This is a genomic window from Chromohalobacter israelensis DSM 3043 (assembly GCF_000055785.1).
Taxonomy (GTDB): domain Bacteria; phylum Pseudomonadota; class Gammaproteobacteria; order Pseudomonadales; family Halomonadaceae; genus Chromohalobacter; species Chromohalobacter israelensis.
In genome coordinates, this window is the sequence record NC_007963.1 from 115,864 (window position 1) to 133,358 (window position 17,495).

The 17,495-nt window shown below is 65.4% G+C and carries 19 protein-coding genes; 14 read left to right on the top strand and 5 right to left on the bottom strand.

The features are described from left to right. Window positions 1-13: 13 nt before the first annotated feature. Window positions 14-877: a MurR/RpiR family transcriptional regulator gene (locus tag CSAL_RS00475; protein WP_011505402.1), complete on the bottom strand. Its 864-nt coding sequence runs from the start codon at window positions 875-877 to the stop codon at window positions 14-16. A 104-nt stretch (window positions 878-981) separates the two neighbouring features. Between CSAL_RS00475 and CSAL_RS00480 the strand changes: the two genes are divergently transcribed. The 3 genes from CSAL_RS00480 to CSAL_RS17540 all read left to right on the top strand — a co-directional run bounded on the left by CSAL_RS00480 (window position 982) and on the right by CSAL_RS17540 (window position 4,618). After that, window positions 982-2,196, top strand: a complete 1,215-nt coding sequence (locus CSAL_RS00480) for an amino acid deaminase (protein WP_011505403.1) — start codon at window positions 982-984, stop codon at window positions 2,194-2,196. A gap of 138 nt (window positions 2,197-2,334) precedes the next feature. Then, window positions 2,335-4,371: a TonB-dependent receptor family protein gene (locus CSAL_RS00485; RefSeq protein ID WP_011505404.1), complete on the top strand. Its 2,037-nt coding sequence runs from the start codon at window positions 2,335-2,337 to the stop codon at window positions 4,369-4,371. A 79-nt stretch (window positions 4,372-4,450) separates the two neighbouring features. Continuing rightward, complete coding sequence (locus CSAL_RS17540) at window positions 4,451-4,618, top strand: hypothetical protein (RefSeq protein WP_156961547.1); 168 nt, start codon at window positions 4,451-4,453, stop codon at window positions 4,616-4,618. Window positions 4,619-4,719: 101 nt separating this feature from the next. On the opposite strand, the gene serA is transcribed toward CSAL_RS17540, so the two are convergent. Next, complete coding sequence (serA, locus tag CSAL_RS00490) at window positions 4,720-5,970, bottom strand: phosphoglycerate dehydrogenase (RefSeq protein ID WP_011505406.1); 1,251 nt, start codon at window positions 5,968-5,970, stop codon at window positions 4,720-4,722. A gap of 305 nt (window positions 5,971-6,275) precedes the next feature. Between serA and CSAL_RS00495 the strand changes: the two genes are divergently transcribed. Genes CSAL_RS00495 through djlA form a run of 4 tightly spaced genes read left to right on the top strand, consistent with a single transcriptional unit; the run spans window position 6,276 to window position 10,241 of the window. Further along, window positions 6,276-6,581 carry an exodeoxyribonuclease VII small subunit gene (locus tag CSAL_RS00495; protein ID WP_011505407.1) on the top strand — a complete coding sequence of 102 codons (306 nt, stop codon included), beginning with the start codon at window positions 6,276-6,278 and terminating at the stop codon, window positions 6,579-6,581. A 22-nt stretch (window positions 6,582-6,603) separates the two neighbouring features. Further along, the gene (ispA, locus tag CSAL_RS00500; RefSeq protein ID WP_011505408.1) at window positions 6,604-7,461 is read left to right on the top strand and encodes a (2E,6E)-farnesyl diphosphate synthase; all 858 of its coding nucleotides are present in this window, start codon (window positions 6,604-6,606) and stop codon (window positions 7,459-7,461) included. A 19-nt stretch (window positions 7,462-7,480) separates the two neighbouring features. Further along, window positions 7,481-9,442 carry a 1-deoxy-D-xylulose-5-phosphate synthase gene (gene dxs / locus CSAL_RS00505; RefSeq protein WP_011505409.1) on the top strand — a complete coding sequence of 654 codons (1,962 nt, stop codon included), beginning with the start codon at window positions 7,481-7,483 and terminating at the stop codon, window positions 9,440-9,442. 25 nt (window positions 9,443-9,467) lie between these two features. Further along, window positions 9,468-10,241 (top strand): co-chaperone DjlA, encoded by a 774-nt coding sequence (djlA, locus tag CSAL_RS00510; RefSeq protein WP_011505410.1) that lies wholly within the window; start codon window positions 9,468-9,470, stop codon window positions 10,239-10,241. An 82-nt stretch (window positions 10,242-10,323) separates the two neighbouring features. Here the strand turns inward: djlA and uraH are convergent, their stop codons facing one another. After that, window positions 10,324-10,731, bottom strand: a complete 408-nt coding sequence (uraH, locus tag CSAL_RS00515; protein WP_011505411.1) for a hydroxyisourate hydrolase — start codon at window positions 10,729-10,731, stop codon at window positions 10,324-10,326. Window positions 10,732-10,873: 142 nt separating this feature from the next. Here uraH and CSAL_RS00520 point away from each other — a divergent pair, with 142 nt between their 5' ends. From CSAL_RS00520 to CSAL_RS00535, 4 genes are read left to right on the top strand one after another with little or no spacing between them, the layout of a single operon-like run. After that, entirely contained in the window at window positions 10,874-11,545 is a 672-nt protein-coding gene (locus CSAL_RS00520; protein WP_011505412.1) for a heavy metal response regulator transcription factor, read from the top strand. After that, window positions 11,545-12,942 (top strand): heavy metal sensor histidine kinase, encoded by a 1,398-nt coding sequence (locus CSAL_RS00525; protein WP_011505413.1) that lies wholly within the window; start codon window positions 11,545-11,547, stop codon window positions 12,940-12,942. Before CSAL_RS00520 ends, CSAL_RS00525 begins: the two co-directional genes overlap by 1 nt. Window positions 12,943-12,988: 46 nt before the next feature. After that, window positions 12,989-13,591, top strand: coding sequence for a class I SAM-dependent methyltransferase (locus CSAL_RS00530; protein WP_011505414.1), 603 nt, complete (start codon window positions 12,989-12,991; stop codon window positions 13,589-13,591). Window positions 13,592-13,613: 22 nt separating this feature from the next. Next, complete coding sequence (locus CSAL_RS00535) at window positions 13,614-14,600, top strand: alpha/beta fold hydrolase (protein ID WP_011505415.1); 987 nt, start codon at window positions 13,614-13,616, stop codon at window positions 14,598-14,600. Between the two features lie 27 nt (window positions 14,601-14,627). On the opposite strand, the gene CSAL_RS00540 is transcribed toward CSAL_RS00535, so the two are convergent. Then, the gene (locus CSAL_RS00540) at window positions 14,628-15,239 is read right to left on the bottom strand and encodes a TetR/AcrR family transcriptional regulator (RefSeq protein ID WP_187290067.1); all 612 of its coding nucleotides are present in this window, start codon (window positions 15,237-15,239) and stop codon (window positions 14,628-14,630) included. Between the two features lie 130 nt (window positions 15,240-15,369). Here CSAL_RS00540 and CSAL_RS00545 point away from each other — a divergent pair, with 130 nt between their 5' ends. The 3 genes from CSAL_RS00545 to CSAL_RS00555 all read left to right on the top strand — a co-directional run bounded on the left by CSAL_RS00545 (window position 15,370) and on the right by CSAL_RS00555 (window position 16,503). Continuing rightward, window positions 15,370-15,744 (top strand): DMT family transporter, encoded by a 375-nt coding sequence (locus CSAL_RS00545; protein WP_011505417.1) that lies wholly within the window; start codon window positions 15,370-15,372, stop codon window positions 15,742-15,744. Next, on the top strand, window positions 15,741-16,061 hold the full coding sequence (locus CSAL_RS00550) for a DMT family transporter (protein WP_011505418.1): 321 nt from the start codon (window positions 15,741-15,743) through the stop codon (window positions 16,059-16,061). The genes CSAL_RS00545 and CSAL_RS00550 overlap by 4 nt, the downstream gene beginning before the upstream one ends. A gap of 124 nt (window positions 16,062-16,185) precedes the next feature. Further along, window positions 16,186-16,503, top strand: a complete 318-nt coding sequence (locus tag CSAL_RS00555; protein WP_043557825.1) for a hypothetical protein — start codon at window positions 16,186-16,188, stop codon at window positions 16,501-16,503. Between the two features lie 97 nt (window positions 16,504-16,600). On the opposite strand, the gene CSAL_RS00560 is transcribed toward CSAL_RS00555, so the two are convergent. Continuing rightward, window positions 16,601-17,455: an outer membrane protein OmpK gene (locus tag CSAL_RS00560; protein ID WP_043557826.1), complete on the bottom strand. Its 855-nt coding sequence runs from the start codon at window positions 17,453-17,455 to the stop codon at window positions 16,601-16,603. Window positions 17,456-17,495 lie beyond the last annotated feature (40 nt).

The window sequence follows — 17,495 nt, forward strand, 5'->3', positions numbered from 1 at the left end:
GGGCCTGCATGGCTCAATCCCCCAGCGGCTGGCGATTGTCGCCGCCGCGGTGAGCGTCGAGGGTGATCTTGAGGCGTCGCAGCTTGTCGCGGGTACGGTCGCGGTGACGGAGCGCAAGACCCAGTGCCAGCATGTCGATGGCGGCCATCATGGCGTAGCGCGACGAAGACGGGAAATAGATGTAATCGGTCTCCCGGGCGGCCAATGGCAGGACGATGTTCGCGGTGTCGGCCAACGGCGACCCCACGGCGGTGATGGCGAGCACACGGGCGCCGTACTGGCGCGCCAGCTCGGCCGCTTCGACGATCTCCGGGGTGTAGCCGGTCACCGAGAGCGTGACGACGACATCTTCGGGCTCCAGGGTCGAGGCAACCATGCGTGGCAAGAGCGCTTGCGGATAGGCGCTGATGGCGTAACCCAGCCGCACCAGCCGGAACTGCATCTCCTGCGCCATGACGGTCGATCCACCGCCGGCGCCGAACACCAGGATCTGGCGAGCGTCGTCGAGCATTGCCACCGCGCCCTCGACATCGGCCTGCTCCATCAGCTCGCGGTTGAGCGAAAGCGTCTGCGCGGCGGTGTCGTAGATGACACCGAGGCCGTCTTCCTCGTTGGCTTCCTGAATGAAACGGCGGCCAGCCGCCAGGGCACGCGTGAGGCGTGTTTTCAAGTCGCGCACATTGCGGCAACCCACTGCGCGCGCGAAGCGCGTGACCGTGGCATCGCTCACCTCGGCGCGCCTGGCGATCTCGCCGATGCTCGCCTCCGTGACGAAGTCGATGTCGTCATGAACCAGCGTGGCGACTTTTTTCTCCGACACGCGCAGGCTCGGCAAGCAGGCGGTGATATGCGACAGGATGTCGAATTCTTGACTCACGAGCGATCCATATTCGGTGACTGATGGGCTTGTTACCCGCTAACATATTTTTATTTTTTGTGTTAGTAAATACCCGGAAGGCATGACGAGGCGAGGAGAAAATGATGGTCGCACCCGGGAACTGGGAAATGGAGAAGGGCATGCCGCCGTCGCGTCCGGCGCACCTGCTGCATGATGTGCCGCTGCCGGCGGCGGCGGTCTTCGAGGCGCCGCTGACCCACAACCTGGCGTGGATGCAGCGCTTCGCCGAGGGGCATGGCGCCAAGCTGGCGCCGCACGGGAAGACCACCATGGCCCCGGCATTGTTCAGGCGACAGCTCGAGGCGGGCGCCTGGGGAATCACGCTGGCGACGGCGGTGCAGACGGTGACGGCGCATGCCCATGGCGTCGACCGTGTGCTGATGGCCAACCAGCTGGTCGGCCGGCCGAACATGACGCTGGTGGCGGATGCCATCGAGGCGGGGCTGGAGTACTACTGCGTGGTGGACGGCGTCGATAACGTGCGCGATCTAGGGGCGTTCTTCGCCGACAGGGAGCTCACGCTGAACGTGCTGATCGAGCTGGGCGTCGATGGCGGACGCTGCGGCTGCCGCAACGCCGCGCAGGTCGATGCGCTGGTGGCAGAGATCGCCAGGCAGCCCGCGCTGGCCCTCGTCGGCATCGAAGGTTACGAGGGGATGATCGCCGGCGGCGATGAAGCCGCTGCCGTGCGTGCCTACGGCGAGCGGTTGGTCGAGACCGTCCGCACGTTGCAGGCCAGTGATGTTCTGCAACGCGAGGCGCCGATCGTCACCGCTTCCGGCTCCAAGTGGTTCGACCTGATCGCGGAGACGTTCGACAGGGCGGAGCTGCGCGAGCACTACACGCCGGTGCTGAGGCCGGGCTGCTACGTGGTGCACGATCACAAGCTCTATGCCGGTGCGATGGAGGCGATCAAGGCGCGCGATCCCGGCCTGGAGGGCGAGCTGCGCCCGGCGCTGGAAGTCTTTGCTCATGTGCAGTCGCTGCCCGAACCGGGCCTGGCGATCATTGCGCTGGGCAAGCGCGATATCGGGCACGAGCCTGATCTGCCGTTGCCGCTACGCCGCTATCCACGGGAGGCGGGAGGTACGGTGAGTGTGGACGTCAGCGGCTGGCGAACGACGCACATCATGGATCAGCATGCGTTTCTCGAGATTCCCGAGCACGCCGATATCGCGGTAGGCGATGTGCTGGCCTTCGGCACGTCCCATCCCTGCCTGACGTTCGACAAGTGGCGGCGCGTACTATGCGTCGATGAAGCGCTGGCAGTGAAGGAAGTGATGACGACGCATTTCTGAGTGATGCAAGGCATGCCGTAAAATGGCGATGAGACGTAAGGCGGGGGTACATGCGATATGCTAATATTCACCCCCGCTTAATGAATTCGTCCACCGGTGGCATGCCGCCTCCGGTAGACCCGACCTGTCGATATCGCCATGACCCATCGCTACCTTCCTGCTTCCCTGCTGCTTGGCGCCTTGAGCGCTTCCGGCGCCGCGTTCTCCCAGACGATCTCGCCGGAGGTGATGGAGGTGACGGCGCCGCGCCTCGATCGCGAGCTCTATGCCACACCCGCCGCCGTTTCCGTGGTCGACCGCGACAGCATTGCGCAAGGCCAGCAGCGTGTTCGGCTCGACGAGTCGCTGGTGACCGTGCCCGGGGTGTTCCTGCAAAACCGTGACAACTTCGCCCAGGGCGAGCGCCTGGCGATTCGTGGCTTCGGCGCACGGGCACCGTTCGGTGTACGTGGAGTCACGGTGATGGCCGACGGGATTCCCTACACGCTGCCCGATGGGCAGGCGCAGCTGGATGCCATCGACCTCGACAGCGCCCAGCGGATCGAGGTGATCCGCGGACCGTCGTCGGTGCTCTACGGCAATGCGGCCGGTGGCGTGCTGAGCGTGACCACGGCCGATGGCCGTGACGACCAGAAGACTCGCCTGGGGGCCGAGATCGGCAGCGACGGCTACCGGAAATATCGCTTCAGCGATGGCGGCGTGAACGGCCCCTGGTCCCATCATGTGAGCGTCTCGGCGCTGAATTTCGACGGGTACCGGGATCAGAGCCAGGTGGAGAAATACCATCTGAACGCCAAGGTGCGCCGTGAGCTGGGCAATGATCGGGCACTGACGGCCATCGTCAACTTGCTGGACAATCCGCGCTCCGAGGACCCGGGCGGACTGACGCGCGAGCAGGTCGATGAAGACCGTAACCAGGCCGGCGACTTCACCGAGGAATACGACACGGGCCAGAACGTCGACCAGCAGGTGCTGGGGCTGCAGTACGAGGATCTGTCCGCCGGGCCGGGCGAGCTGTACGTCAAAGGCTTCTATCTACAGCGTGACTTCGAACAGCAACTGCCCTATCCCGGCGACAGTCTCCTCGGCTACGAGCGTGACTACTTCGGGGGCAGTGCCGAGTATCACCAGGATCTGCTGCTGGGCGAGCTGCCGCTGCGATATGTGGTCGGTGTCGATGTGGCGCGTCAAGAGGACGATCGCTGGCGGCGTAACGTCGAGTTCGATGGCACGGTCGGCGGTGACACCGCCGACGAGACCCAGACGGCCACTTCGCTGGGTATTTTCGCCCAGGGCGATCTGGATCTCACCGACAAGTTGACGCTATCGCTGGGGACCCGCTACGACCGCGTCGACTTCGACATCGACGATGATTTCGGCAGCGACGGCGACCAGAGCGGCGACCGTACCTTCCGCGAATGGAGCGGCTCGGCGGGCTTGAGCTATCGGTACTTGCCGACGCATCAGGCTTATGTCAATACCGGCACGTCTTTTGAAACTCCCACGTTTTCTGAATTCGCCAACCCCAGTGGCGTGGGCGGCTTCAATCCTGCCGTCGAGCCACAGAAGGCCTGGAATCGCGAAATCGGGCTGCGGGGGAATTTCGACAATGGCGTGGATTACGATCTGGCGCTGTTCTCGGTGCGTGTGCGCGACGAGCTGGTGCCTTACAACGAGAATGGGCGGGACTTTTACCGCAATGCCGGCGATTCCTCGCGGGATGGTATCGAGCTGGCGCTGGGCTGGCAGATGACGCCGAGCTGGCGTCTCGACAGTGCCTTGACGCTGGCCAGGTACGAATTCGATGAATACGACACCCAGGATGGCAACTACGGGGGCAACCGCATCCCCGGCCTGCCGGAGCAGACCTGGATGAACCGGCTGACCTGGAAGGGCTTCGACGAGCGCTTCGCGACGCTCGAGACGCAGTACATCGGCGACATGGTGGCGGACGACGCCAACGATGTGGCGGTCGACGATTACTGGCTGGTCCACCTGCGCGCCGGCGATGGCTGGCACCTGGGTGGCGATACCTTGCTCAAGGGCTACGTGGGGGTGCGTAACCTCTTCGATCGCGAGCATTTCGCCAATGTGCGGATCAATGCCAATAACGACCGCTATTTCGAACCGGCATCGGGACGGACCGTCTACGCTGGTATGGAAGTCGCGTTCTAGACGCGTCGCCTCAATCGCTCACTGGTCGATGGCATCGGCCGGTGGGCTCGGGATCGATAAGCGATAAAAGAGGGAACTCATGCGTTATCTATTGGCAATGGCAGGTGCTGTGCTGCTGGTGGCAGGACTTGCCGGCTGCACGATCAACACCTACGACGACGGCCAGCGCGAGGTCAAGACGGGCGTGCCGCAGACCGGTCCGACCAGCAACCCGGCGGATGTCTCGCGCTCTGCGGAAACGCCTTGAGCGCGACACGCCCCTCAGGGCGTGTCGCCAGGCAGGCGCCATGAAAACGGCCCCTCCTTGGAGGGGCCGTGTTGCGTCGGGGCAGGGCGTGCGCCGCACCGTTACGCCTCGAAGTTGCTCTCGGAGTAGAGCACGCGCAGGCGCAGGGTATGGTTGACGCGCTTGAGCGCTTCCAGCGCCTTGGGGCCATATGCCTTGTCGACATCGATGACCACGTAGCCGACGCCACTGTTGGTCTGCAGGTACTGCGCCGAGATGTTGATGCCCTCGTCGCTGAGAACCTTGTTGATCTCCGACATCACGCCCGGCACGTTCTCGTGGATGTGCAGCAGGCGATGCTTGTCCGGGTGGGCGGGCAACGCGACCTCGGGAAAGTTGACCGAGGTGATGGTGGTGCCGTTGTCGGAATAGGTGATCAGCTTCTCGGACACCTCGATCCCGATGTTTTCCTGGGCTTCCAGGGTCGAGCCGCCGATGTGCGGGGTCAGGATGACGTTTTCCTTGCCGCGCAGCGGAGAGACGAACTCTTCGTTGGTACCCTTGGGCTCGACGGGGAAGACGTCGATGGCCGCGCCGAGCAGCTTGCCGCTCTCCAGCACTTCCGCCAGGGCTTCGATGTCCACCACGGTGCCGCGCGAGGCGTTGATGAAGATGGCGTTCTGCTTCATCAATGCCAGCTGGTCGCGGCCGATCATCCAGCGCGTGGACGGCACGTCGGGGACGTGCAGGCTGACGACGTCGGCGCGTGCCAGCAGCTCCTCGAGCGAGCCCACCTGACGGGCATTGCCCATGGCCAGCTTGGTGATGACGTCGTAATACAGGACGTCGAAGCCGAGCGACTCGGCGAGCACCGACAACTGGGCACCGATGCTGCCGTAGCCGATGATCCCCAGTGTCTTGCCACGTGCCTCGTGGGAATTCTTGGCCGACTTCAACCAGCCGCCCTGGTGAGCGCGGGCGGACTTCTCCGGAATGCCGCGCAGCAGCATGATGGCTTCGGCGAGGACCAGCTCGGCCACCGAGCGGGTATTGGAATACGGCGCGTTGAAGACCGGAATGCCGCGTTCGAGAGCGGCGTTGAGATCGACCTGGTTGGTGCCGATGCAGAAGCAGCCCACGGCGGTCAGCTTCTCGGCGGCGGCGAACACACGCTCGGTGAGCTGTGTGCGCGAGCGCAGGCCGATGAAGTGGACGTCGCGGATCTTCTCGACCAGCTCGTCCTCGGACAAGGAAGTGGAGAGCGTTTCGATGTTGGTGTAACCGGCATTCAGGAGGTTGTCCACGGCGGACTGGTGAATGCCCTCGAGCAGCAGGATCTTGATCTTGCTCTTGTCCAGAGACGTCTTGGCCATTGTCGGTTCAACCCTTTCGTCGACTGATGCGACGTATGTCTATCGGTATGGTGGTGGCCTGTCCATTGGGGCGACCCGAGGCGAGAAAAGGGTGGGGGGCGCCCAGCGACAGGGGCCATATCGTAGCACAGGCGACCGCGTTGCGGATGAAATCGCTGCACCTTACACATGAGCGCGATACACGGGCGGCGCGTGTCGTACTCGCCGGGGCAGACGCGTCCCCGGGGCTTGGGTGTATACTGTGGGGCCAAATCTTGGCAAGCCGGGCCGCCTCCATCGGTCCGCACGGATGAGCGAGAAGCGCCATGGCGGAAACGGATGCGTCGATCAGCGGCGCCGCCCAGCCTGACGAAACGGATGTTGATGAACGCGCGCCGGAGGACTTCGCGGCCACGTTGGCGCGGCTGGAATCTCTGGTGGCCCAGCTGGAATCCGGGGAGCTCTCTCTGGAAGCCTCGCTGGTGGCGTTCGAGCGCGGCGTCCACCTGACGCGGGACGCCCAGCAGCGCCTGGAAAACGCCGAACTGCGCGTCAAGGCCTTGCTGGAGCAGCCCGATGGCAGCTTCCAGACGGTACCGTTCGAGACCGGGGAGGCCGATGGTGAGCGTTGAGCCCTTGAGCGACCGCGACATCATGACCACGGCCCGTGCGCGCACCGAGCAGGTGCTCGCCGGTATCGTCGAGCGTGCGGCGCCCGTCTCCGGCGAGCTCGACGCCGCCATGCGGTACAGCGTGCTGGGGGGCGGCAAGCGCCTGCGCCCGATCCTGGTCTACGCGGCCGGCCATGCGCTGGGCGCCGAGGACAAGGCCCTGGATGCGCCGGCCGCTGCCGTCGAGCTGATCCACGCCTACTCGCTGGTGCACGACGACCTGCCGGCCATGGACGACGACGACATGCGTCGTGGCCGTCCCACCGTACATCGTGCCTACAGCGAGGCGATGGCGATTCTGGCCGGTGACGCCCTGCAGACGCTGGCCTTCGAGGTATTGGCCGAGACGCGTCACCCGCGCCTGGGGGCGATGGTGCGTGCGCTGGCCAACGCCTCGGGACGCGAAGGCATGGCCGCCGGACAGGCGCTGGACCTTTCCGCCGTGGGCGGGCGCCTGGATGTCGACGCGCTGGCCACCATGCACGGCTACAAGACCGGTGCGCTGATTCGTGCCGCCGTGCGTCTGGGCGCCCTGGCCGCTGCCGACGAGGACGACCCTCGTGTGGCGGCCCTGGACACCTACGCGGCGGCCATCGGCTTGGCGTTCCAGATCCAGGATGACATTCTCGATGTCGCCGGCGACGCCGCGACCCTGGGCAAGGCCACCGGCGCCGATGCGGCGCGTGCCAAGCCTACTTATCCGGCCTTGCTCGGCCTTGATGGCGCCCGTGCCAAGGCACGAGGCTTGCTCGACGAGGCCCTGAGCGCTCTGGCTCCGTTGGGCGAACGTGCCTATCCTCTGGCCGAGCTGGCCCGCCACATGATCGACCGCGATCACTGATCGGTTGTAGATAACGCTTATGAAGCTGTTCGACGAGATTCCTGCCGAACGTCCGGCCACGCCCTTGCTCGATACCTGCGAGCATCCCGCGGCGTTACACGATTTCAACGCGACCCAGTTGCGCCAGCTGGCCGACGAGTTGCGTGCCTATTTGCTGTACAGCGTCGGCTGTACCGGCGGACACTTCGGCGCCGGCCTGGGTGTGGTCGAGTTGACCGTGGCCCTGCATCACATCCTGGATACGCCGTATGACCGCCTGGTGTGGGACGTCGGTCACCAGGCCTACCCCCACAAGATCCTGACCGGGCGTCGCGAGCAGATGTCGACCATTCGGCAGTTCGGGGGTCTGGCGGCGTTTCCCAAGCGCGACGAGTCGCCCTATGACACCTTCGGTGTCGGTCATTCGAGCACCTCGATCTCGGCGGCGCTGGGCATGGCGCTGGCGGCGCGGACCAAGGGCGAACGGCGTCGTGTGTGTGCGGTCATCGGCGATGGCGCCTTGAGCGCGGGCATGGCATTCGAGGCGCTGGCGCATGCCGGCCATGTCGATGCCAACATGCTGGTGATTCTCAACGACAACGAGATGTCGATCTCCGAGAACGTCGGCGGCATGGCGAGCTATCTGGCACGCATTCTGGTCAGCAAGCCGTACACGGTGATGCGCGAGAACAGCAAGCGCGTGCTCTCGCACCTGCCGGGCGCGCTGGAGCTGGCCCGGCGCACCGAGGAGCACGTCAAGGGCATGGTCAGCCCGGCGACCCTGTTCGAGGAGATGGGATTCAACTACATCGGTCCCATCGACGGTCATGACCTGCCGACGCTGGTGCAGACGCTGGGCAACATGGCGAATCTGGAGGGGCCGCAGTTCCTGCATATCAAGACCTGCAAGGGGCGCGGCTTTCGTCCCGCCGAGGCCGATCCCATCGGTTACCACGCCATCACCAAGCTCGAGAAGACCACCAGCGAGCCGCCGCCCAAAAAAGAGCCGCGCTCGCCCAACGCGGCCACGGCGGAGCCGGAAGCCCAGCCCAAGCCCCAGCCCAAGCCGCGCAAGTATTGCAATGTCTTCGGCGAGTGGATCTGCGACATGGCGGCGGTGGACGCGCGTCTGATTGGCATCACGCCGGCGATGCGCGAGGGCTCCGACCTGATCCGCTTCTCGCGCGAGTATCCCGAGCGCTACTACGACGTGGCGATCGCCGAACAGCATGCGGTGACGCTGGCGGCGGGCATGGCGTGCGAGGCGATGAAGCCCGTGGTGGCGATCTACTCGACCTTCCTGCAGCGCGGCTATGACCAGTTGATCCACGACGTGGCGGTGCAGGCGCTCGATGTGACCTTCGCCATCGACCGTGCCGGCGTGGTGGGCGAGGACGGCCCGACTCACCATGGTGCGCTGGACCTTTCCTTCCTGCGCTGCATTCCCGGCATGATCGTGCTGGCGCCCGCCGATGAGGCCGAGTGTCGAGCCATGCTGAGCGCCGCGTACCATCACCCCGGACCGGCGGCGGTACGTTATCCGCGTGGCACCGGTCCCGGCACGCAGGTGGCATCGAACCTGGAGGCGCTGCCCATCGGCGAGGCCGAGACACGGCGCAGCGGTCGCGAAGGCGGCGTGGCGTTGCTGGCGTTCGGCAGCATGAACGGCCCTGCCGGCGAGGTGGCCGAGCGTCTCGATGCCACGCACCTCAACATGCGCAGCGTGAAGCCGCTGGATCGTGAGGCGATCCTCGCGGCAGCGCGCGACCACCGGCTGCTGGTGACCCTCGAGGAGAGCGTCGTCGCCGGTGGCGCGGGAAGCGGCGTCAATGAACTCCTGGCCGCCGAGGGTGTCCAGGTCGAAGTATTGAACCTGGGGCTGCCGGACGATTTCGTCGAGCACGGCAAACCCGCCGAGTTGCTGGCGGCGTGCGGGCTCGATGCCGAGGGCATCGAAACCGCCGTGCGTCGGCGCCTGGAAACGTCGCGTGCCGATGACTGACACTTAACGACAAGACGAGATTTTCATGCTGATCGCCATATTGATTGGAGCCGGCCTCGGCTTCATGTTCGGGAAATTGCCGGGACTGATCATCGGTGCCGTGCTGGGCTTCTGGGTCGCGCGGCGCCTGGTGCGTCGCGTGGTGGTCTCCAAACTGTCGAAGATGCAGGATCAGTTTCTCGACTCGACGTTCGCGGTCATGGGCTGCATCTGCAAGGCGGATGGCGACGTCAGTGGCGATGAGCTGCGCGTCGTCGAGACGCTGTTCCAGCGGCTGCGGTTGAGCGAGGCGCAGCGAGAGCGCGCCAACGCCGCCTTCGAACGCGGCAAGGCCGACGATTTCGATCTCGATGCCGAGCTGGCAACGGTGCGCCGCGTGACCGGCGGACAGCGCGCGCTGCTGCAGATGTTCCTGCAGGTTCAGCTCTCGGCGATCGCCGCCGACGGCCAGTTGCACCCCGCCGAGCACGACATGCTGCTGCGCGTGGCACGAGGCCTGGGCTGCAGCGAAGCCGAGATCGCCCAGATCGAGGCCATGCTGCGTGGCGAACAGCAACAGCCGGGCGGTGCGCCTTCGCAGCAGTCGTTGACCGATGCGTACCGGGTGCTGGGCGTGGAGTCCGATGCCAGCGATGCCGAGCTCAAGCGGGCCTATCGTCGGTTGATGAGCCAGAACCATCCCGACAAGCTGGCGGGCAAGGGGCTGCCGGAAAGCATGCGCGACATGGCCGAGGCGCGTACCCAGGAAATCTCCCACGCGTACGACCTGATCAAGAAGGCCCGAGAGGCGAACGCCTGACCCCCGCGGCGCTTCGCCCACGACGCATAGAAGCCCCCGGCCAAGGCCGGGGGCTTCTTGCTTTCGGCGAGTCGGTGCGGCGTCAGCTGCCGCGGTAGGTGGAATAACCGTAGGGGCTCAACAGCAGCGGAATATGGTAGTGCTGCGAGGGGTCGGTCACTTCGAAGGGCACCGGAATCTCGGGGAAGAAGGTCCGGGTATCGTGCTCGGCGAACCAGTCACCGGTCTCGAAGGTCACGCGGTAGACACCCGCCGTGAAGTCCCGGTCGTCGGGATAGAGCGCCGAGATGCGGCCCGACTCGGCCGTGATGCCGGTCGCCAGGGACTCCCAGCCGCTCTCGGTGCGCTTCTCGAGCTGGACCTCGATCCCCGGCGACGGCTGGCCGGACTGGATGTCGAGCACGTGTACGCTCAGCGGGTTGTCGGCAGCCAGGGCTGGGGCGGTGGCGCCGAGGCCGATGGCGGCGATCAGCGTGCGGGATAGACGCATGGGTAGACCTCCTGTCGTGATGAAGGTGTCATCTTGGCAGCGCCTTGCCGTCACCGGCCTGACGGCAGGATTACGACTTTGTAATGGGCAGCCCGCGCGCGACGGGCTAGCCTGTGGCGTCATTTAGCGAGAGGCATGCTGCATGCGCATCCTGCTGGTGGAAGACGAAAGCAAGACCGCCGACTACCTTGCCAGGGGGCTGGGCGAGGCCGGATACCGGGTCGAGGTGGCCCGGGACGGGCTGGACGGCCGGCACCTGATCGAGGAGGCCGACTTCGAGCTGATCATCCTCGACGTCATGTTGCCGGGGCTCGACGGCTGGGAACTGCTGCGGCTGATCCGTCGCCATGGCCAGGTGCCGGTGTTGTTCCTGACCGCCCGGGATGCCGTGGAATACCGGGTCAAGGGATTGGAGCTGGGCGCTGACGACTATCTGGTCAAACCCTTTTCTTTCGTCGAGCTGCTGGCCCGGGTGAGGACGCTGCTGCGCCGTGGTCCGCTGCGGGAGCGGGAGCGCTTCCAGGTGGCCGATCTGCACATGGACGTGCTGAAACGCCGGGTCACGCGGGGCGAGACGCGGCTTGCGCTGACCAACAAGGAGTTCGCGCTGCTGCAGCTGCTGCTCGAGCGCGAGGGCGAGGTATTGTCACGGACCTTGATCGCCTCCGAGGTGTGGGGCATGAACTTCGACAGCGACACCAATGTGGTGGAGGTGGCCGTGCGGCGGTTGCGGGCCAAGGTGGACGACCCCTTCACGCGTCGGCTGATTCACACCGAGCGGGGCATGGGCTACGTGCTGGAGGACCGCGGTTGATGCGCGCGCCGGCCTCTCTGTCGATGCGTCTGTCGCTGTTGTTCGCCCTGGTGAGTCTGGGGCTGCTCGGCGGCCTGGGCGCCTATCTCTACCATGCCCTGGGCCAACAGATCGCCTGGCGCGACGACCAGATGCTGCAGGGTCGCCTCGAACGCATGGAAGCGCTTCTGGACGACGGCGAGAGCATCGCGGCGCTGCGCCGCCGCCCGTTGCTCTATGCCAACATGCTGGGCAATCGCGAGAGCCTGCTGTGGATGCTCGATGCGCGCGGCGTGCCGCTGATCGAGGTCAATCCCCCGGGCCTGCCGGTGCCGGAACTGCCGCCGGCTCCGGAGGGACGACTCGGGGAGCATCCTGCTGCCGGGTCGACGCGCCTGGCCTGGCGCAGTCTTGAGCATGACGGGCGCCGCCTGACCCTGGTGGCCGGCAAGACGCTCGATGAGCGCGAGCGGATGCTGGCCGCCTATCGGTTGCGGTTGTGGCTCGCCATGGGGGCGGGCGCGGTGCTGGCCTGCGGCCTGGGCTGGGTCGTCGTGCGCCGCGGTCTGCGTCCGGTGAGACGGCTGGCCGCGCGGGCGCGCACGATCGACGTGGCGCATCTGCATCGGCGCCTGGAGGCGAACGACGAGACGGCGGAGTTGCGCGAGCTGAGTCGCGCGCTCAACCAGATGCTGGCGCGCCTGGAGGAAGGGTTCGCCCAGCTGTCGCGCTTTTCCGAGGACCTCGCCCACGAGATGCGTACGCCCCTGGGCAATCTGCTGGGGGCGACCCAGCAGGCCTTGCAGCGGGAGCGCACGGCAGAGGAATACCGTCAACTGCTGGGCTCTCACGTCGAAGAGTACGAGCGACTGTCGCGCATGATAGAGACCATGCTGTTCCTGGCACGCACCGAGCAGCCTGCGAGGGTGCTGCCCCGTGAAACGGTCGATCTGCGAGGCCTCGCCGACCAGCTCTGCGACTATTTCGAGGGCATGGCCGACGAGGACGGTCGCGAGCTGGCGAGCGACATGCAGGGGCGGGTGACGGCCAATCTCGACCTGCTGCGCCGAGCGCTCGCCAACCTCATCGATAACGCGCTGCGCCATGGACGCAGCGGTACCGAGATCCGTCTGGTGTCGCGGCGAGAGGCCGGGGACTGGCACCTCGGGGTGGTCAATCACGGGGAACCGATTCCCGATGCGGAGCGGGCGCGGCTCTTCGAGCGCTTCTATCGCGGCGATCCGGCGCGATCCCGGCCGGTGGGCACCGGTGGCCTGGGGCTGGCCATCGTGCGTTCCGTGGCGCAGCTGCATGGGGGCGAGGCCTGGTGCGAAAGCGACGCGGCCGTCAACGTCTTCTGGTTGAGCTTGCCAGCGGATGACGATGACCGCGTTGACAGCTGCCCGGTGCGCCGGTAACTCTGAACGGTGTCATCGCCTGCACGGCGCAACCCGGGAGACGCGGATGCCAGCGAGACTGAAGACCTATCGCGCCGTGGCGCACCTGCTGGGCGTGCTGGATGGGCTGGGATGGCGAGTGGGGTATCGCTATGGCGATCGTCAGCTGTTGGAGAAAGTCATCCTGCCCTCGCTGGCGGCGGATGTCGGCGCCGGCCATGTGTTGCTGGTGGGATGCGCCTGGTACACGCGCGACTACCCCGAATTCTTCGCCCGGGCACGCGTCTCGACGCTGGATGTCGACCCCGCCAAATCGCCCTTCGGGAGCCGGCGCCACGTGGTTGCCGACATGACCTCCATGGAACGGCACTTCGCCCCCGCCAGCCTGGACGCCGTGATCTGCAACGGTGTGCTTGGCTGGGGACTCAACGCACCCGATGACATCGAAGCCGCGTTCTCGGCGGTGGCGACATGCCTGCGTCCCGGCGGCCATCTCCTGCTGGGCTGGAACGATATCCCGCCGTACAACGCCGTGCCGCCGGAAGCCGTGACGGCGCTCGAGGCGCTGCATCCCGGCACGATTCCGGGCCTCGATCAGCACAGCGTGATCGCCCTGGAACGCAACCAGCATTGTTATCAGGCGTTCCGCAAGCCGGAGGTCCGGGCATGAGTCGCGCCGCCGGAGACGCACGATGCTGATCGCGGGCTGGGGCGTGCTCTTCGGCGTACTGCTTTGCGGCTTACTGCTTGTCGTGGCCTGTCTCCTCGGGCTAAGGCGCATGACACGTGCCCTGGCTCGTGACGCCGAAGCGCGATTGCCGCCGCGAGGCGCCTTCATCGAGACCCCCGGCGGACGCTTGCATTACGTCGAGGCGGGGAGCGGGCCACCGCTGGTGCTGATTCATGGCCTGGGCGGTCAATTGCAGCACTTTACCTATGCCGTGATCGAGGCGTTGCGTGACGACTATCGTGTCATCGCCTTCGATCGGCCGGGTTCGGGCTATTCCGACACCACCGACAACGAGCGTGCCCGCTTGCCTTGTCAGGCGCGCGCCGTGCACGAGGCCTGGCGGGCGCTGGGCGTCGAGCGGCCGCTGCTGGTGGGGCATTCGATGGGAGGCACGCTGGCGCTGACACTGGCCCTGGAGTTCCCCGACGATGTCGCGGGATTGGCGTTGCTCGCGCCTCTGATCGAACGGGTCGATGATGTGCCGCCGCCGATGCGGCTCTTGGCGATTCGCTCGCCACGCCGGCGGCGCTGGATGGCCGATACCCTCGCCGTGCCCCTGACAAGCTGGACGTCGCGGCGGACCCTGGCGCAGGTGTTCGCGCCGGAGCCGGTCCCCGGAGATTACGCCGTGCGTGGCGGCGGTATCCTGGCGCTGCGACCCCAGGCCTTCCATGCGGCGTCGACCGACCTGGCAATGCTCGAGCACGAACTGCCCCGGCAAGTGCGCCGCTACGCGGCGCTGAAGGTGCCGCTGGGGATCATGTTCGGCACGCACGACCGCATCCTGGACCCGGCGTGTCATACCCGCCCCATGCAGCGTCGCTACCCCGACATGCTGCTGCACCTGGAGCCCGGCGCGGGGCACATGCTGCCGATCACGCGGCCCGAGGCCACGGTGGCGTTCATTCGGCGCATGGCCGAGCGCAGTCACCTGGCGACGACGGCCTGAACTGCCCAGCCCCTCGACTCGGCACGATCAGGCCTCCAGACCTGCCCAGAAAACTGCCCAGGCCCCCTCCAGGCGCTGCTCGAAGGTATCGGCGTCGTAGTAGAAGTTCTCGGCGAAGAGACCGTCCATCAAGCAGTAGAAGGCGGCGATGAACTGTGCCTCGGGCAGTGCCCGCAGTTCGCCGGATTGGCGGCCTTCCGTGAAGAGCGTGTGCAGGTGCGCATTGATGCGGTTCTCGTTGTCGTTGGAGATCGCCGCGACGTCGGCGGCCACGTCGGTGGGAGGAAACAGCAGGTAGCGCTTGTAGAACACGCCCTGGTGCTCGCGTCGGATGAACGTGGCGCAAGCACGGATGAGGCGCTCGAAGCGCGCGCGCGTGGGCAAGCCGCGGGAGTGGGTCAGGCTGTCGTCGATGAGCGTGACGATGCCGCTTTCGACATCCTCGAAAATCGCCAGGAAGAGCGCCGCCTTGTTGGGGAAGTGATTGTAGATGGACGGCTTCTTGATGCCCGTTTCGGCAGCGATGTGCGCCAGGCTGGTGCCTTCGTAGCCGTGCCGGGCGAACAGGGCGAGGCCGGTTTGTTTGAGCTTGTCACGGGTATGCACGAAAAATTCCTGAGCCTGCGTGAAGGTCCTCATGATCGCGGCTCGGGCACGCGATTGCCAAGTCATGGCGCAAACTCTATACTAACGACCGTTAGTTAGTTGCGTGACGCCAACCGGCGTTGCCCCCGGAAGACGCGAGGCGTCGGCGATCGAGGAGAAAAGGATGACGATGCGTTGGTTGATTCTGCCGCTGGCGGCGCTGGCCGAAGTCGGCTGGGCGACGGGCTTGAAACTCGCCAGCAGTCCTCTCGAGTGGCTGGCGACCGTGATCGTGGCCGCCATGAGCTTGTTGCTGGCGGTACGTGCCGTGCGTTTTCTGCCGGCCAGTACCGTCTATACGGTCTTCGTGGGCCTGGGGGCGGCAGGCACGGTGGTGGCCGATGCCTGGCTGTTCGGGACACGCTTTTCCTGGCCCTCGCTGGCTTGCATCGGGCTGATTCTGGTGGGAGTCATCGGCCTGCATCAATTCAGCGGCAAGCCCGCCGCGCCGGCATCGGTCTCGCGTACCGACGCCTCACGGGAAGGAGTATCGTCATGACCTGGCATTGGTTGGCCCTGTTGGGCGCGGGAATTTTCGAAGTACTCGGGGTCGTCGGTTTCGCGCGGGTGAGTCGAGGCCGGGCGCTGGCCGGCGGCTTGCTCATGACACTAGGGTTCGGCACGGCGCTCGGCTTCCTGGCCCTGGCCATGCGCGGCATCGACCTGGGCATCGCCTATGCCGTGTTCACCGGCATCGGGACTGTCTGTGGCACCTTGCTGGGAATGCTATACTGGGGAGAGTCACGCCATCCCCTGCGAATCGCCTTTACCGCACTGATTGTCCTGGGTGTAGTGGGGCTCAAGCTGCTGGCTTGAGTCACGGCGTTTTCTATCTACCCCATAGACCAAGACTATAAGTGCGATAGCAAGACTATAGTAGGATAATGTTTAGCGGGCTAATAGAATGTGTCGTGTTCACTCACGACAAGGAGACATTCCCATGGCACGTTCCATCACTGCTATTGCACTTCTGGCCGCCGCCCTGCCACTGGCCGCCCAGGCCAGCACGGCTTCCCAACAAGCCGCTGCCGTGAATCACGAACCGCTGCAAGTGGCGTCTCAAACGACGACCGGGTCGAGCGTGCGTCACGCCGATGCGGCAGGTTATCGCGATGCCGGCATGAGTGTCGCCATGGCGGACAGCCAGCGAGCCGTCAATGCGGATGCCCACGACGCCGATCGCGCCGATGATGATCGCAGCTGGCTGGAGATCCTGTCCGACAACAACCGTGACCTCGGTGCGCCCGCCGGCTGGTAACCGGGACGTTTCACCACGCCTTGCGCGTTGTATGCGTGCCTCGCTGGATGACATCGGGACGATGCGTGCCCGCCGGTAAGGCGGACACGCGAACGGGTCAGAACTTGTAGTTGATGCTGAAGTAATGGCCGGGCCCTGAGGTGTCCTGACGGACGCCGGAGGCGTCGGTGTCGTCGCGATAGAAGGCCATGTTGTTGTACAGCTTCAGGCCATAACCGATGGCAAAGCGATCCGCGTGGTAGTACAGCCCGTTGAACCATTCCAGGCTGTTGCTGCTGCGTCCCGCCTGATCGGCCACGGTGTCCGCGCCGAACTTGTAATCCAGATACCCCTGGTAGGCGAGGAAGTCGCCGTTGCCGAAGGTATAGAACGGCTTGAACCAGTCGGTGGAGACCATGAAGCCGTCCCAGGAATTCTCGTCCGGGCCACCGTAGTTCTCGCGCACGTAGCGCGCGGTGAGGTTGAGGCCGATTTCGCCGAACCAGGGCACTGCCACATCCGACCCCAGGCCCACGTAGTGCTCCCACAGGCCACCGCCGGGGCCGTTGTCACCGATGTTGGTCACGGTGGCGATGTACCACTCCTTGACCGGCCCCACCGAGAGGTCGCGACCGCTCATGGCGTCCAGCGAGAAGCGCGGCGCGAGCTTGATGAATACGTTGTCGCCGCCATTCTGATCGTCGCTGCCGTCGTCGAGGGCATCGAACATGTCGACATAGCCGTAGAGATCGACGATGCCCGAACGCCCGCCGAATTCCATTTCCACATAGGTATCCTGGGCATTGCGGAACGGCAGGCGATTGTCCTCGCTGTGCATCAGGTTGAAGGTCAACCACAGGTTGTCGTCTTCGTGAATGCCGTCCGAGTAATCCGCGGCCAGGGCGGGACTACTGCAGACCATGGTGGCCAGGAACGTGGCGCCGAGCCACTTGCTTGTTGTCGTCTTTGTCATGGTCGTGGTTTCCATCTTTATGGTTGTTGCGTTGCGGTCG